The sequence below is a fragment of the Pseudomonas sp. HMWF006 genome (assembly GCF_003061205.1).
GTDB lineage: Bacteria > Pseudomonadota > Gammaproteobacteria > Pseudomonadales > Pseudomonadaceae > Aquipseudomonas > Aquipseudomonas monsensis.
Window position 1 is genome coordinate 1 of the sequence record NZ_QAIU01000086.1, and the last position, 13,710, is coordinate 13,710.

Sequence of the window (13,710 nt, forward strand, 5' to 3'; positions counted from 1 at the left end):
GATTGAGGTCTACGGCGAGAAGGGCGGCAGCAGCAAGCCGAAGTCGCCGGTTGAAGCCAGCGACAGCCTTCGCTCGACAAACTTGGCCAAGCTGCTGATCGCTGTGGGCGAGGGCGAGTTCGACAGCGTCCCGACGGACTACGATATCTACCTGGACAACACGCCGATCCGCGATGCCAGCGGCAACTACAACTTCCCGAATGTGAAGTGGGACTGGCGGCCGGGCTCGGTGGATCAGACCTATATCCCGGGCATTCCATCCGTAGAGAACGAGACGTCGCTGAACATCGAGCTTCGCAGCGATACGCCGTGGGTGCGCTCGACCACCAACACCCAGCTTTCCGCCGTGCGTATTCGTTTGGCCTGGCCCGCGCTGCAACGCTCAGATGATCAGGGCAATGTCGGCGGGTACCGCATTGAGTACGCGATCGACGTGGCTATCCGGCTATCGACGTCCAGGCTTACCGCAATAATATTTTCCAAGGATGAAAGCCCTGCATCAGTGCAGGAGCGTAATGCCCGGAGCTCAATCTAGGGGTGAAGAGAGCTATCACCTGGTGGTGGTGGAGTGTCCCACCGATCTTCAAGCCATTTTTTGTATTCTTTACTTGCGCAATTAGCTAGGTTTTTCCCCTTAAGACTAGCAACGTAATCTAGCTGGATTGTGTTGAGGAACTTACAAAGGAGTGCTTTTTCCTCGATATACGCCTTAAGAGCAAAAGCATTCCTCTTTGACGAGACGCAAACGATAATTCCGTCGTGGTACACAACCCAAAAATCTGGCGTGATCGGCACCAATCCTTTGGCTAGAGAGGTCTGTGATGCATCTAATTGTTTTACGGTTACTTCAGTCATTGCGTCTTCCAATCGTAGTGGAAGGTGAATCCTACCCAAAGATTTCAATGTCGCAACAAAAAGCCCAGCGCGATGGCTGGACTTACGCAACTCAAGAAATCTGTCGGCTGTTGTGCCAGTAGAGGTACGCGAGGCCAACTGGGGCAATGAAAATCGCGAACGACCAGCACATGGCCATCGTGAAGCCTTTCACCATGAGCATAAGGATGGCATTCACGAAGAATACATTTTCACCCATCACGTAGCCCACAACACTCTCGTATACAAATCGAGAATAGGGGTAAAGCAGCGTACAGACAATCGACATAAAAATTAGCCCCGGCTTAGCCATCAGGCCGGTCGGGCTATGCGCAGCGAGCGACAAAATCATAATCGCAAATAGCGATCCAAAAACAAACTGACGGATGTAGTAGCTGGTTGTCAGCCCGCCAAAAGTCTTCGACAAAAACGACTGCATAAGATCCCTCTAAACGCTGATTTGAATGGTGGCCACCATAATACCATCACCACTCAAAATCAGGGGTGGGGAACTGAGGGTGAAGCATCCTAATGCTACCAATTGAAACTTACGGCGCACGTGCTGCCGGTGTTGATTCCGTACGTCGCACTATCCAGCTATCGACGTCCAGGCCTTCCTACAGGTAAATTCGAGGCGTAAAAAAGCCCAGCTCTAAGGCTAGGTTTGGTAAATGACGAGCTTGAATCTATGCTCGTGTGGACCTCGTCAGATTAATTTGCGCTCAGCCATCTTCAGAAGAATACTCATGCCAGCCAAGGCGGTCGGAGTGAACCCCCGTATTACTGAAGTCTCTGTGACGGGTAGAACCATGTCAAATAATTCGTCATTGGAAACTGACTGGAACATTTCGAACAACACCCCCGCATACTCTGCATGCTGAGGATTGCTATGCCGCTCTGGGCAAAAATCGTCCAGATACTGACCCACAGTAAGCGGAGCATTTTTCTGAACACAAGCATACATGTCCAACAAATTGTGCTTAGTGCTACCGACATTTTGCGTCATTATTGATCGTCCTTGCTGACGTTGGATTTTCAGCGGCAAACTCTAACTGATCAACAAGAAAAAAGGAGCCCAACGCATCGGCTGGGCTTAAAAAGTCAAAAAACCGAAATAAACGCAGTTTTATCGATTGCTGTCGTCAAGATAGTCATGACCAGCCCAAGTCAGGGCGTAGTACATAGTTTCATCACCGGACTGACTGTTTCTCCTGATTAAGTCAGCAGACTCCAGTAGATCCACGTGATAGCTAACATTTTCATTAAGCACTGCGTGCTCACTTTCTTCTAGAGGGTCTGCATCTTCTAGAAAGTGACTGACGATGTCGTAGTGATCCGCCCCTAGCGGATCCATCCACCCTTCAAGTAGGGACAGTATCCCTGCGCTAAAAACCAAATCTCTTTTCATGCCTACTCCCCAGCTAACGACGTAAATGTTCGCTAGATAAGTGTAGACATTGAAATCGAGCACAAAAAATGGAGATTCAAGCAGAGCCTAGGGAATTTTGGCCATAAAAACCCGGCGCTTGGCCGGGTTCGTGGGTTCATGTGCGTTTCGCGTTACTCGTGCACTATGGGAAAAGTATTCTCAAAACGCCGTCATTTAAACGTAATTATGCTGCTTCTTGATCTTTTTTCCCGTGGATCACCTGCCATGGTGGTTGCCGCGTCTGAATATCCACTTCCTTAATGACTTCTATCAGGGAGTCCCACAATCCCAACCAGTCACGGGTCCAATTTTTCGGGTCGATTGTCACACCTGAAGAAGGCACCCATCTCAGCCGCCACACCCATTGCTCTGAGTTGGGAGTGCCGTTGGAGCTGATTCAAATCTGCAGGTGATGCCTGCTAAATGACCACCACTCCCTGACGGGGAGGAACCGAGATGCCAGACAAACCAGACACATGGGCGATAGCGCTTGCGTGGTTGAGCCAGCATTCGCTGATCCTCTATGCGGCTGTGCTGTCTTGCGCTATGGCCGTGTTGCGGATCACTTACGGTGGCGGTACTCGTCGCCAGATGCTGGTGGAGGGCGCCATTTGCGGCGGCCTCACACTGACCATCATAAGCGGACTGGACTTCTTCTGCCTGCCCCAGAGCATGGCTACCTTCGCCGGCGGCTGGGTTGGCTTCCTAGGCGTGGAGAAGATCCGCAACATCGAGGATCGGGTGACTGACTTCAAGTTGCCGAACCGCAAGGCAGAGTAAGTCGCGACACTTTTCGTGACTCAGCAAATTGTCTAGCGACATTCGGTAATGCTGGCTGCTGAGTTACTCTGCAAGAAATTCATTCAGATTTTCTAGGTGCCTCATGCCGCGATTCGAGATTTTCAGTAATGGGCAGCATATCGGATGGTCCGAGCTGGAGCATGGCGATCCACCCATGGGGGTTGCACACGGTGTCTTCATTCCCGGTCCAGGATATTCCGGTATCCAGGAACGGGTTAGGGCCTCTACCCAGCGTGATCAGCGTCATTTCAAGTTTATGGTGCGCGTAGACGGAGTGGAGGTTCCTGCTTCCGGTGCGTCTATTGCTGACTACTCCATTAATTCTGAGACGGATGAAATGGAAGTGGTCGTGCTAGGTATTGAGTACCCAGCATATGCTGATGTCTTTCCTAATCACGTCGCGGCCTATAAAGCGCAGTGGGGCGCGTAGCCGCAGTTAAGGATTTAACGGCCGAGGTGTGCCGCAGGGTTACTGCGGCTTTGACTTGGTTACTTGTATGCGAAGGTAATCTTAGCGCTGACTAGAGCCTGTCCATTGATTGTTACCTTGCAGAATTTCACGGGGGTGGACTTTTCCCCGTCGGCCTCATCTGGCGCGCATTCAAGAAGGCCCGTCTTGTCACCGAATGGCAGTTGTTCGCCCTTTGTGGCTTTACTGAGGTCTATTCGGAACGGTTGACGGTAATTCACCCCTGCGAGAACTTGTGGCTCGCCATCGCTCAGAAAGCCCGAGCGCGGAGTGGCGCACAGAGTACCTACAATCCGCTTGCCATCAATAATGTTGGCATCTGTGTAGCAAACAATTTTTCCAGCCTCGGTGACGAGATTAGACGGACCCAAGTTGGTCCAGGTCTCTTCTGGAATAGCAACGCATCCGAAGAGAGTTGCGGCAGCAAGCAGGCAGGCTGCAGCGGGGCGAACATGAGCAAAAAACATGCGGATAAGTGTCCTTACGAATAAAAAGGCGCACACAAATACAGGCAATTAGCCACCATTTCAAGCTCAGGGTGATCCATGGATAGGCCATACCCTCCCTTGTCGCTTATCGAATTATCAGAGCAATCGGACTTTGGTATTCGCCTGACCCCGGCTCCCGAGGTGTGGGAGTGGCTGCAGTCCCAGATCCTTGCTGACACCGGCAGCATCCACAACGAAGACCACGCCCATCTGAACGATGCGGACATTCGGGTGATGTGGGCATCTGCTGCCTTCACGAAAAAGGGGCGCACAGTCGTCGGACAGGCCGAGCAGGTAGCCTTCCGCGCCGGCGGCTGGCAGAAGGCCCGAATGGAGCAGCAGATGATGGATTGGTTCGGCGACATGCCGGCCTTCATCATCACTCTGGCTGCCGACTACTGCGCCGACTGTTCCGACGCTGACTTCTGCGCCTTGGTTGAACACGAGCTGTATCACATCACCCAGGCGACGGATAAGTACGGTCAGCCAGCTTTCACCCAAGACGGTTTGCCCAAGCTTGAGATGCGCGGACACGACGTTGAAGAGTTCGTCGGTGTGGTGCGTCGCTACGGTGCAAGCCCGGCGGTTCAAGAGCTGGTGGACGCTGCAAACAATCCTGCTGAGGTGGGGAAATTGAACATATCGAGGGCCTGCGGAACCTGTCTGCTCAAGTCGGCCTGATCCTTGACAGGACCTTGACGGAATGAACCCATATGGCAGCCCTGAAAGATGAGGTGAAGCGCTTCATTGTGCAGGCGTTGGCCTGCTTTGATACGCCGACTCAGGTACCTGTCTACGCCAAGTTAAAAGTTCATTGATTGGAGAAAGCGTTTTGAATTTGCAAAACGGAACTATGAAGTTTTTGAGGCGCTATCAGCTTTTGTTACTGCTGTTGATGTCGACGGCCTCGCTTATAAACGCATTTGCTCGATTCGCAGGAGACTGGAAGAGTTTTTGGACAGTGCTTATTTTGCAGGTGTTTTTCGGTCAGGCAGTGTTTGCATACATTCGGGGGGCGACGATCCACGTTGCACCTGGCGGACGTCTCTCCAAAGACGCGGATCCCCTTGGGCGTGCAGGCGTTGGGGCGTTGTCACTGGTTATCTATTTTTTAGCCTTCTGTTACGAAACGCCAAAGCCAGAACCATCAATCTACGAAAAAAGAGCCTCTGACTGGACGATGCCTACACGTGAGGAGATTGGCAGATCTTCCGATCAGAAATGATTGATGCAGCCACCTGCTGCTGTTCCTGCCGCAGCGCTTCCTGAACTGCCTCGACATATCAGGGTGATGGAGGCGGCAAGGCAGTTCGTACCGCCCCATGTCGTCTTTGCAGTAGTCGCAACCACGGTGTTTGCGGAGAAGGGCGGAGGCTTCGGCCCGGCACGCTGCGCGCAGCGTGAACCATCGACGCCCGCCACCACGGAGCAGGGGAATCACGGAGATCGAGTCGAGAAGTCAACACGATATTCGTTAACGCAAAGGAGGGTTGGCGTGAGGGCGCTAATCAGACTTCGGGCCCCATGAATGTAAGGACCCGAAGTTTATTACAGTGTTAGATTTTCTGGATGTGAGTGATGTGAGGCTTACCGTTGATAGGCGCGTAAATCTCTACGATCGACTGCCAGCTGTCTTGTGAGCCTGGGAGCGTAGCTTTTGTCTGGTAACGGTAGTTGGTGCCATTCACGACCTGAGTAGAAACCTCTTCAGGCGTGTAGCTAACACCTACGAAGCCCTCCAAAGCTGCTTTGAAGACCTCCTGATCCTTTGGTGTCAGTTTGTGATAAGGGGTCCATCCACCTACAAGATGTTCTTGAGCTGTCATGAATTAAATCTCCCTATTTAAAATTCCTACTCATTTGGCTTTTCGGAGTACGCCCCGTTTATTCGATGGTTTCCGGAATCCATTCCTAAAAAGTTTCCCACGAGCCTTATATCTGTGAGACGAGGCCCAAGAAAACACCGTTACGAGCTACTGCCGGTGCGAGAGAGTGTAGATCGACGCCAAGAAGGATCAAGTTTGAGGCGAACAAAAAATCCCCGCATTTGGCCGGGCTATTTTTTTGCCTGAGAAGGCTGCAGTTCACGTCAAGCTGCGAGATCCCGCAACGTTAAGGTTTAGGCGCTTTCTTGATGTCCTGGGAATCACTCGAAGTCGCTGCATCTTTCTCTGTTTCATGGTTCTCCGCCCCTGAGTTGGAGCCAGATGACTCCTCTCCCTTCTTGTCCGCCTTGTCCTTATTGGATTCAGAGCCACCTTGGTTGATACCGGGAATACCGGAAGGCGGGGCGGCTGATCCAGCACTTTTGTCTGCGGAGAAGGCCAGTAGCGGGCAAGTAGAAAGCAGACCTGCCAAGCCGAGCGCTACGATTGTCTTGTTCATGATGATGCTCCCAGCACGAGGAATGTACTGGTTTGATGGGGGATCTCTGGTGAAGGTGCAGCGTGGCTGACGAGTGGCATTAAAGAGCGGTGTGGGGGGGCATGGTTCGAACACACAGTCTTCATGCTGCAACGCTGAGTGTGAAAAGCGGCGGCGCCGCACTTGCGTGCTGGACGGTTACTGATACCTTGTTCGCCATCTTATCGGGCTGACCTGCTTTTATCCTCGTGTGGTAACTGCGGTCGCTGTGTCTTCAGGTTGGAATTTGTAAGGGATTTTTTATTCATCATGACGATGGCCGACCACGAACGCGTGCTGGATTTTTGGCACAGCGTTGAGTTTTTCAATGCCTATGACTTGGACAAGGTCCTCGAAAAATCCAGGGCTTCGCGCAGCGTCGAACGGGTCAGTGAACGGTCCCTGGCAGACGGCGTGTGGGAGCAGTACCTTGATCGTCGCCGCGTTCTCTACCTGCTGCCGTTCGATGTATCCCACGCCACGCGGCTGATAGAGGAATACGTCGACGGCCCTCTGACCAGTGAAATAAATCGTGTACGGGACGGCGAAATGGCGCCGGTCGGTCTGACGTGTTACGCCAGGCTGACGCTTGATCCGAACGGTAAACCCGACTTCGAAGGCCTCAGTGTTTCTGCGCTGCCCTGGGCTCTTGGCCGGTTGTGCAAGCAGGATATCGGTGCCCTGTGTGCAGTGAGTTTTGACGACAGTGTGCGAACGCTCAAACGTACGCTTGCCGATGACTGGTCGCGTCATAAAGGAGAGCTGCCGGGAGCGCAATGGGTGACGGAAGTTGCCCAGCGCGTGGTTGAATGGGCTGGCTTCGCCTCGCCAGAGGCAGAGCTGGCTTATCTGGATATCTGGCCGCTACCCAAGCCTGGCGATACGCCAACCGAAACCTCAACATCGGAGGCAGACGCTGACAGTACGCCGGAAGTGGCGTCAGTCGATGATTTGGCGATCCTCAACAGCTTCTATGTGCATGATCTTGCTCAGGCAAAACATTTGCTGAACAGTGATCAGCCGCCACGGGCCTTGCAGGCTTATCTGTCGATGGTCGACCAGCAGAAAACTGATCTGGACACCGCGATTGGCCAGCAGACGATTCAAGCGACACTGCACCCGAAAAAAGGCATCACCGGCCGCTGGCCAGCGCAAAGCAGGCACATCCAATCGTTGATGCAGCAGTTTGCGCTGAACAGCATGCGCGAAATGGCCACGGGCGCAGTACTGGCAGTCAATGGACCACCGGGCACCGGCAAGACGACATTGCTACGGGACCTGATCGCACATCTGGTGGTCGAGCGGGCGGATGCCTTGGCTCGATTGGAGAAGGCTGAAGATGGTGTCAGTAAAACGTGCGTGACTGCGGTGTTCGGCAATAAGAGTTTTTCGATTCCGCTCTTGTCTGAAGCGTTGACCGGTTTTGAAATGGTGGTCGCGTCCACGAACAATGGTGCGGTGGAGAACCTGTCCTTGGAGTTGCCGCAACTCAAAGGCGTCGATGGTGCCAAGCTTGCCGACTGGGGTTACTTCAAGGAAGTGGCGACCCGCTATGCGGGTACTCGAAACAGTAAACCGTGGGTCACGCCCGAACCTGTCTGGGGTTTGGTGTCGGCGGCACTGGGCAAGAAAAGCAATCGTCGACGATTCCGCGATATTTTTGTCAACCGTGCCGCCACGCCAGCGGACAAGCCTGGCGAGCAGTTTCTGAATAAGGACAAGGTTGACTTTGCCAGTTGGGATGACGTCGGTGCGATGACCTATTGGCGCTATCGTTCCGGTAAAGGCCGAGCGGATTTCAAAAGTGCCAAGGCAAGCTACCTCAAGGCGCGCGAGGTACACGATAAGCAGCGTGATCGTTTGCTGGTGCTTGCCGAATTGTATGAGCGGTTGCAAAAGGCGTTTCCTGCCATCAAGGCGACGTGGCCGTCGGCACCGGACCTGTGCCCGCAGAATCTGACTGTACTGATTGAAGGGGTTGCGCGTCAGATCGAACGCCTGAAAAGTCAGCAGCAGGCGATCGAGCGAAAGCTGGGGCCGTCGTTCTTTCGCTGGCTGGCACAGTGGTTTCGCAAAGGGCTCTATAAACAATGGTTGGACGCCTGCACGAAACTTGATTCAGTACGGGAGTTCGAGCGTGAGTTGCTGGACCTGCCCCGATTGATCGCGGAGTGTGACGTCCATCTGTGGGACGGCACACCGCTGGACAGCAAGGCCAACCAGACTCATGCGTTCTGGCAGGGCAGCCGGTTCAACGAAGCCCGCAGCGATTTGTTTGTTGCGGCGATGACGTTGCACGAAGCATTTTTTCTGGAAGTGGCGAGCCCTAGCCTGATTTTCGCGCTGACCGCGATGCTCGAGCGCCAGCCTTTAACGCCTGCTCGCCGTGCCCTGTGGCAATGGTTCTTCATGCTGACACCCGTGGTGTCGAGCACGTTCGCCTCGATTCGCGCACAGTTTGCCGGACTGGGTGCGGAAGACCTCGGGTGGTTGATCATTGATGAAGCCGGTCAGGCTCCGCCACAAGCCGCCGTGGGAGCAATCATGCGGGCCAGGCACGTGGTGGTGGTCGGCGACCCGTTGCAGATTGAACCGGTTGTGACGCAGTCCACCCGGCTGCTGGAGCAATTGGGGACATTCTGGCTCGGCGATTCGCGCTCACGCTACGCCATTGACAGTCATTCGGTACAAACCTTTGCTGATCGAGGCTACGGGCAGGGCGTCACGCACCCGCTGGATCCCGAGAAGTACATTGGCATTCCACTGGTCATGCATCGCCGGTGTGACAATCCCATGTTCGAGATCTCCAACCGCATTGCCTACGCCAAGCGTATGCAACATGCCAAGGACTCGACCATTACCGCCCACCCGATACTGGGGGTCAGTGCCTGGTGGAATGTAAGCGGCGAATCGCAGGACGGCACCAAGTACATCCAGGCTCAGGGGCAACGGTTGCTGGCTGAGTTGATCAGACTCTACTTGTCCGTTACCAGTGAAGGCGCAACCGAACTGCCGCCGGTGTTCATTATCACCCCGTTCCGCGAGGTTAAGGCCGGCCTGGTCAGTCTGCTGGAAGATAAGCAGGTATGGAGGGCGGCATTGCCGGCGGATGTGCAGGTCCCGACCAATCTCGTTTCGTGGGTCAGTACCTGTATTGGCACGGTGCACACGTTCCAGGGCAAGGAAGCCGATATCGTGTTCTTTGTGCTGGGCTGCGATTCCCGTCGTTTGGGGGCGATTGACTGGGCTGCTTCAAGTCCGAACCTGCTGAACGTCGCTGTGACGCGGGCCAAAAAACACCTGTACATCGTGGGGGATCAGGCACTTTGGGGCGATCGACCCTACTTTGACGTCGCCCGTCAGCTGCTGGCCAGTGCAAAGGCCAGCGTACAGACGCGGGAAGCGCAGCTGTCCTGAGGCTTTTGCAGACGCGCAGTTTCGAGGATCTCTTCCAGGGATCCTTGGGCTGCGGAGCGACAGTCGTCAGCGAGGCGGCAATTTGCTGGCCCCCGAGTTGCTCGGCTCTCGTCAAACTCGCCTTTTTTCAAAAGGTTAGGTTGGCTATATGCGGACGATTGTCATAACCGTTGCAACGCTTTCCCTGGCTGTCCTCGCCTCGGGAGTCCAGGCGAAGGAATTAAGCAAGAGTCACCGTTTCGCCTGCACCTGGGGTTCTGAAATTGCCGCAGGAGCGCAGCAGTCCAAGTTGTCAGGTATTTCGTTGTATGGCGCGCGCAAGCAACTGCAGGTGCGCAAATTCCAGCAGCCGTGGATGCGCATGACCGCGATGGGGATTACCGAACAGACGTACAACAGCACTTCGAAGCTCAAGCCTGCGGCGGTCAAACAGACCTATTACGAACAATGCGTGCGGCATGAATTGGCGCAGCGCTAAAACCGAAAGCCCAACCTGAACCGGTTGGGCTTTTTTATGCCTGATGGACCGTGGGCGTTATTTTTCGCTTTCGCAATTGACCATCCACGGCACACCAAAGCGATCGACCAACATGCCAAAGCGCACAGCCCAGAAGGTGGCTTCCAGCGGCATGTCGACGCGACCATCGCTGGCCAGTGCGTTGAACACGTGTTCGGCCTCGGCAATGCTATCGACGTTCAGCGAGATCGAGCAACCACTCATGCCCTGGGTCGGGCGATCGGGGGTGGTGTCGGAGGCCATGATCATCTGGTCGCCAACCTTCAGGCACGTATGGATGATCAGGTGGTGGTGTTCTTTGGGGACATGCTCGGCGGCAGGGGTTTCGCCGAAGGTCATCATTGCCTCGAGTTTTCCTTGCAAGGCTTGTTCGTAGAACGTGAAGGCGGCGCGGCAGTCGCCGTTGAAGATCAGGTACGGGTTGATTCTCATGATGGGCTCCCGAATAGGCAGTAGGGCGAAGCGCGGCTGGGTGCGCCGAAGCTTGCGCCTTGGAGTGACTCCATCCAGCAAAGCCCTGGAGCGCTGAATTGCCAGCCGATGCTGCAATTTTTTTGATTCAAGCGACTGATGGCAGGTCAGGAGTCGCGGGAGCCTTTCACCAGCGCCGGGCCTGCCACACGCGGTAAAGGCCGGGACTGCATCAGCGCATTGATGGCCTTGCGATAATTTTGCCCACCCAACGCCATGCTGTTGTTATGCGTGGCTCCCGGTACCAGCAACAGCCGTTTCGGTTGTTGCGCGGCGTTGAAGAGTTGCTCACTGAAGCGCGACGGCACGAACGCGTCGGCCAGACCATGCACTACCAGCAGCGGAATATGAATGTCGGCGATCTTGTCGATGGAGTCGAACTTCTGCGACAGCAGCCAGCGCACGGGCAACGAGGTGTTGGCCACGGCGGCTGCGACATCTGCCAGCGAGGTGAAGGTGGATTCGATCACCAGTCCGCGCACTGGCAGGGGTGTTTGATGACGCGCGGCGTCCTGGCCAAGTTCGGCCGCCAGGTCGATGGCCACGGCGCCACCCAGGGAGTGGCCGTAGATCAGGCGTTTCTCCGGATCCGGTTGCAACAGTTTGAAGCGCTCCCACGCCACGCGTGCATCTTCGTAAACGCTGGTTTCCGATGGGAGGTCGCCCTTGCTCTGGCCGAAGCCACGGTAGTCGATGGCCAGCACCGAATAGCCTGCTGCGCGCAATTGCTCGATGCGAAACAGCTGGCCCGTCAGGTTCCAGCGTACGCCGTGCAAATAGAGAATGGCCGGCGCATTGGCTTTTTCCGCCGGCCACCACCAGGCATGGATGTTCTGCCCGGCCTTGAAGCGCTTGGGTTGCAGGTCCAGCTCCTGCACGCTATCGGGTAACCCGTGATACCAGCCAGCGGTGCCCGGTTCTATGCGAAACAGCAGTTTGCGCTCGGTATGTTCCAGTACGGCACAACTCGTCGGCACGCCGATAACCAACGCGGCCATGCAGGCGAACGCCAAACGGCGGCGACGCAGACGAGTCATGAACGAGAGCCACATTAAACGTTTCACCCGGGTACAGACAAAGAACGCTTTTTACCAGATGCCTCGGCCCGTGCGGGATATTTTTCGACCACTGTCCACGGGCAACGATTACAAAATGCTGCGACGGCTCAGGTCACCCGCAGGACGATTTTGCCGATATGGTCGCCGGCTTCCATGTGTGCATGGGCCTGAGCCGCTTCGTTCAGCCAATAGACCTTGTCGATGATCGGCAGGCAGCGCCCGGCAGACAACGCCGGCCATACGTGTTCGCGCAGTTGCGCAGCAATTGCGGCTTTTTCCGCCGTGGTCCGCGGACGCAACAGCGAGCCGGTCACCACCGCGCGTTTGCCGAGGATCGCCAGTAGATCGACGTCATTGGCCCGGGCGCCGCCGAGGAAACCGAGCATCACCAAGTGGCCGTCCATCGCCAGCGCGCTGACATTATCGTTGAGGTACGAGCCGCCCATGATATCCAGAATGACATTCACCCCCTGACCAGCGGTTTTCTCGGCAATGACCGTGGCGAAATGCTCTTCGCGGTAGTTGATCGGCTGGCCGCCGAGCTCGCGGATCGCTGCGCATTTGTCAGGGCTGCCGGCGGTGGCGAAGGCTTCGATGCCGAATTCGCGGCACAGCATCAATGCGGTGGTGCCGATGCCGCTGGTGCCCCCGTGAATCAGCGCGCGTTGCCCACGGCTGGCGCCGCCGAGGCCAAACAGGTTGGCCCACACAGTAAAGAAGGTTTCCGGGATCGCGGCGGCCTGGACCCAGTCGAGTCCGTCGGGGATGGGTAGCGTCTGGCCGGCCGCAACCGTGCAGTATTCGGCGTAACCGCCACCATTGGTCAGCGCACAGACTCGATCGCCCACGGCGAACGCGGCCACGCCGGCTCCGAGTGCGACCACTTCACCGGCCACTTCCAGGCCGGGGATCGGGTTCATGCCCGGTCGCATCGGATATTTGCCGGCACGCTGCAGGGCGTCCGGACGATTGATGCCGGCGGCATGCACGCGGATCAGCACCTCGCCCTCGGCGGCCACCGGCAACGGTACACGTTTGGGTTGCAGAACGTCGGGACCACCGGGTTCGGTGATTTCGATGCGCGTCATTTCATTGGGTAAAGACATGGTGAGACCTCTTCGCAAAGGGTGTGTAGATGGGAGGCGCCAGGGCCGCAAAGATTCCCGTCAGTCGCAGCAGACGTGTGCCAGCGGGTGTGTGCGGCGCCCGATATGGGTCGCGAACTCCAGCAATATCGCGACGACAATCGCGCCGCCAGCGATCAGGAACAGCAATGCGTGATGACCACCGGTGGCATTGAACAGCGCCGAATAGGCAAAACCGGCCAGCGCCTGAAAGGTGGCAAACGAGACCGTGGCGCGACTCCAGGCGACCTGCTGGCGGTGATGTTCCGGCACCAGTTCATGCACCCGCGCCAGCGCCAGTGGCACGATGCCTGGCGGGAATGAGCCGATGATCACCGCCAACAACGCCAACCCCAGGAAGGACTGGGTAACCGCCAGCAATCCAAGGGCAATCGCTTGCACCACCAGCACCGCTCGAATACTCGCGCGCGCGCCAAACCGGTCGGCGAGAAAGCCGTAACTCACCGGCCCGACAATCGCGCCCAGGCCATACATCACCCACACCAGCGCACCGACATGCGCTCCGGCGCCGAGCCCACGCGCCACGTAATCAACCAGAAAGACCATCGCCGGAACCAGGCCTGCGGCCATGAATGCATATTGCGCGAACAAGACGTAAACGGCGGGAGGTGTCGACTCAGGCTCGACAACGGCGTGTGA

General features: G+C 56.0%; 17 protein-coding genes and 2 pseudogenes. 8 read left to right on the forward strand and 11 right to left on the reverse strand.

Features of this window, described 5'->3' with window-relative positions; genetic code table 11:
* Position 1: 1 nt before the first annotated feature.
* A pseudogene (locus DBR24_RS03325) lies at positions 2 to 439 on the forward strand (host specificity protein); the annotation flags it as partial.
* A gap of 92 nt (positions 440 to 531) precedes the next feature.
* On the opposite strand, the gene DBR24_RS03330 reads toward DBR24_RS03325, so the two are convergent.
* The 4 genes from DBR24_RS03330 to DBR24_RS03345 all read right to left on the reverse strand — a co-directional run bounded on the left by DBR24_RS03330 (position 532) and on the right by DBR24_RS03345 (position 2,281).
* Entirely contained in the window at positions 532 to 855 is a 324-nt protein-coding gene (locus DBR24_RS03330) for a hypothetical protein (RefSeq protein ID WP_128613875.1), read from the reverse strand.
* Between the two features lie 91 nt (positions 856 to 946).
* Positions 947 to 1,312 (reverse strand): hypothetical protein, encoded by a 366-nt coding sequence (locus tag DBR24_RS03335; RefSeq protein WP_128613876.1) that lies wholly within the window; start codon positions 1,310 to 1,312, stop codon positions 947 to 949.
* A gap of 267 nt (positions 1,313 to 1,579) precedes the next feature.
* Complete coding sequence (locus DBR24_RS03340) at positions 1,580 to 1,879, reverse strand: hypothetical protein (RefSeq protein ID WP_128613877.1); 300 nt, start codon at positions 1,877 to 1,879, stop codon at positions 1,580 to 1,582.
* A 120-nt stretch (positions 1,880 to 1,999) separates the two neighbouring features.
* The gene (locus DBR24_RS03345) at positions 2,000 to 2,281 is read right to left on the reverse strand and encodes a DUF2513 domain-containing protein (RefSeq protein ID WP_128613878.1); all 282 of its coding nucleotides are present in this window, start codon (positions 2,279 to 2,281) and stop codon (positions 2,000 to 2,002) included.
* Positions 2,282 to 2,758: 477 nt separating this feature from the next.
* Between DBR24_RS03345 and DBR24_RS03350 the strand changes: the two genes are divergently transcribed.
* Together DBR24_RS03350 and DBR24_RS03355 are read left to right on the forward strand one after the other, a co-directional pair.
* A complete protein-coding gene (locus tag DBR24_RS03350; protein ID WP_128613879.1) occupies positions 2,759 to 3,082 on the forward strand; it encodes a phage holin, lambda family in 324 nt (107 codons plus the stop codon).
* Between the two features lie 103 nt (positions 3,083 to 3,185).
* Positions 3,186 to 3,533: a hypothetical protein gene (locus tag DBR24_RS03355; protein WP_128613880.1), complete on the forward strand. Its 348-nt coding sequence runs from the start codon at positions 3,186 to 3,188 to the stop codon at positions 3,531 to 3,533.
* A 59-nt stretch (positions 3,534 to 3,592) separates the two neighbouring features.
* Here DBR24_RS03355 and DBR24_RS03360 read toward each other — a convergent pair whose 3' ends face one another.
* Positions 3,593 to 4,039, reverse strand: a complete 447-nt coding sequence (locus DBR24_RS03360; protein ID WP_128613881.1) for a hypothetical protein — start codon at positions 4,037 to 4,039, stop codon at positions 3,593 to 3,595.
* Between the two features lie 78 nt (positions 4,040 to 4,117).
* Here DBR24_RS03360 and DBR24_RS03365 point away from each other — a divergent pair, with 78 nt between their 5' ends.
* The 3 genes and pseudogenes from DBR24_RS03365 to DBR24_RS03375 all read left to right on the forward strand — a co-directional run bounded on the left by DBR24_RS03365 (position 4,118) and on the right by DBR24_RS03375 (position 5,285).
* Positions 4,118 to 4,741: a putative metallopeptidase gene (locus tag DBR24_RS03365; protein ID WP_128613882.1), complete on the forward strand. Its 624-nt coding sequence runs from the start codon at positions 4,118 to 4,120 to the stop codon at positions 4,739 to 4,741.
* Positions 4,742 to 4,773: 32 nt separating this feature from the next.
* A pseudogene (locus DBR24_RS03370) lies at positions 4,774 to 4,848 on the forward strand (DUF2280 domain-containing protein); the annotation flags it as partial.
* A 44-nt stretch (positions 4,849 to 4,892) separates the two neighbouring features.
* Positions 4,893 to 5,285, forward strand: coding sequence for a hypothetical protein (locus tag DBR24_RS03375; protein WP_256591259.1), 393 nt, complete (start codon positions 4,893 to 4,895; stop codon positions 5,283 to 5,285).
* Between the two features lie 331 nt (positions 5,286 to 5,616).
* Here the strand turns inward: DBR24_RS03375 and DBR24_RS03380 are convergent, their stop codons facing one another.
* Both DBR24_RS03380 and DBR24_RS03385 read right to left on the reverse strand, forming a co-directional pair.
* Positions 5,617 to 5,886: a hypothetical protein gene (locus DBR24_RS03380; protein ID WP_128613883.1), complete on the reverse strand. Its 270-nt coding sequence runs from the start codon at positions 5,884 to 5,886 to the stop codon at positions 5,617 to 5,619.
* A gap of 286 nt (positions 5,887 to 6,172) precedes the next feature.
* Positions 6,173 to 6,445, reverse strand: a complete 273-nt coding sequence (locus DBR24_RS03385) for a hypothetical protein (RefSeq protein WP_128613884.1) — start codon at positions 6,443 to 6,445, stop codon at positions 6,173 to 6,175.
* Positions 6,446 to 6,607: 162 nt separating this feature from the next.
* On the opposite strand from DBR24_RS03385, the gene DBR24_RS03390 reads away from it, so the two are divergent.
* Together DBR24_RS03390 and DBR24_RS03395 are read left to right on the forward strand one after the other, a co-directional pair.
* A complete protein-coding gene (locus DBR24_RS03390; protein WP_218278121.1) occupies positions 6,608 to 9,880 on the forward strand; it encodes a DEAD/DEAH box helicase in 3,273 nt (1,090 codons plus the stop codon).
* Positions 9,881 to 10,028: 148 nt separating this feature from the next.
* Positions 10,029 to 10,358 (forward strand): hypothetical protein, encoded by a 330-nt coding sequence (locus DBR24_RS03395; RefSeq protein ID WP_123463306.1) that lies wholly within the window; start codon positions 10,029 to 10,031, stop codon positions 10,356 to 10,358.
* Positions 10,359 to 10,415: 57 nt separating this feature from the next.
* On the opposite strand, the gene DBR24_RS03400 is transcribed toward DBR24_RS03395, so the two are convergent.
* From DBR24_RS03400 to DBR24_RS03415, 4 genes are all read right to left on the reverse strand, one after another.
* The gene (locus DBR24_RS03400) at positions 10,416 to 10,829 is read right to left on the reverse strand and encodes a VOC family protein (RefSeq protein ID WP_128613885.1); all 414 of its coding nucleotides are present in this window, start codon (positions 10,827 to 10,829) and stop codon (positions 10,416 to 10,418) included.
* A gap of 146 nt (positions 10,830 to 10,975) precedes the next feature.
* The gene (locus DBR24_RS03405; protein WP_128613886.1) at positions 10,976 to 11,920 is read right to left on the reverse strand and encodes an alpha/beta hydrolase; all 945 of its coding nucleotides are present in this window, start codon (positions 11,918 to 11,920) and stop codon (positions 10,976 to 10,978) included.
* Between the two features lie 113 nt (positions 11,921 to 12,033).
* Positions 12,034 to 13,032 carry an NAD(P)H-quinone oxidoreductase gene (locus DBR24_RS03410; RefSeq protein ID WP_128613887.1) on the reverse strand — a complete coding sequence of 333 codons (999 nt, stop codon included), beginning with the start codon at positions 13,030 to 13,032 and terminating at the stop codon, positions 12,034 to 12,036.
* A 60-nt stretch (positions 13,033 to 13,092) separates the two neighbouring features.
* A partial coding sequence (locus DBR24_RS03415; RefSeq protein WP_128613888.1) for a YbfB/YjiJ family MFS transporter occupies positions 13,093 to 13,710 on the reverse strand: 618 nt, incomplete at its 5' end.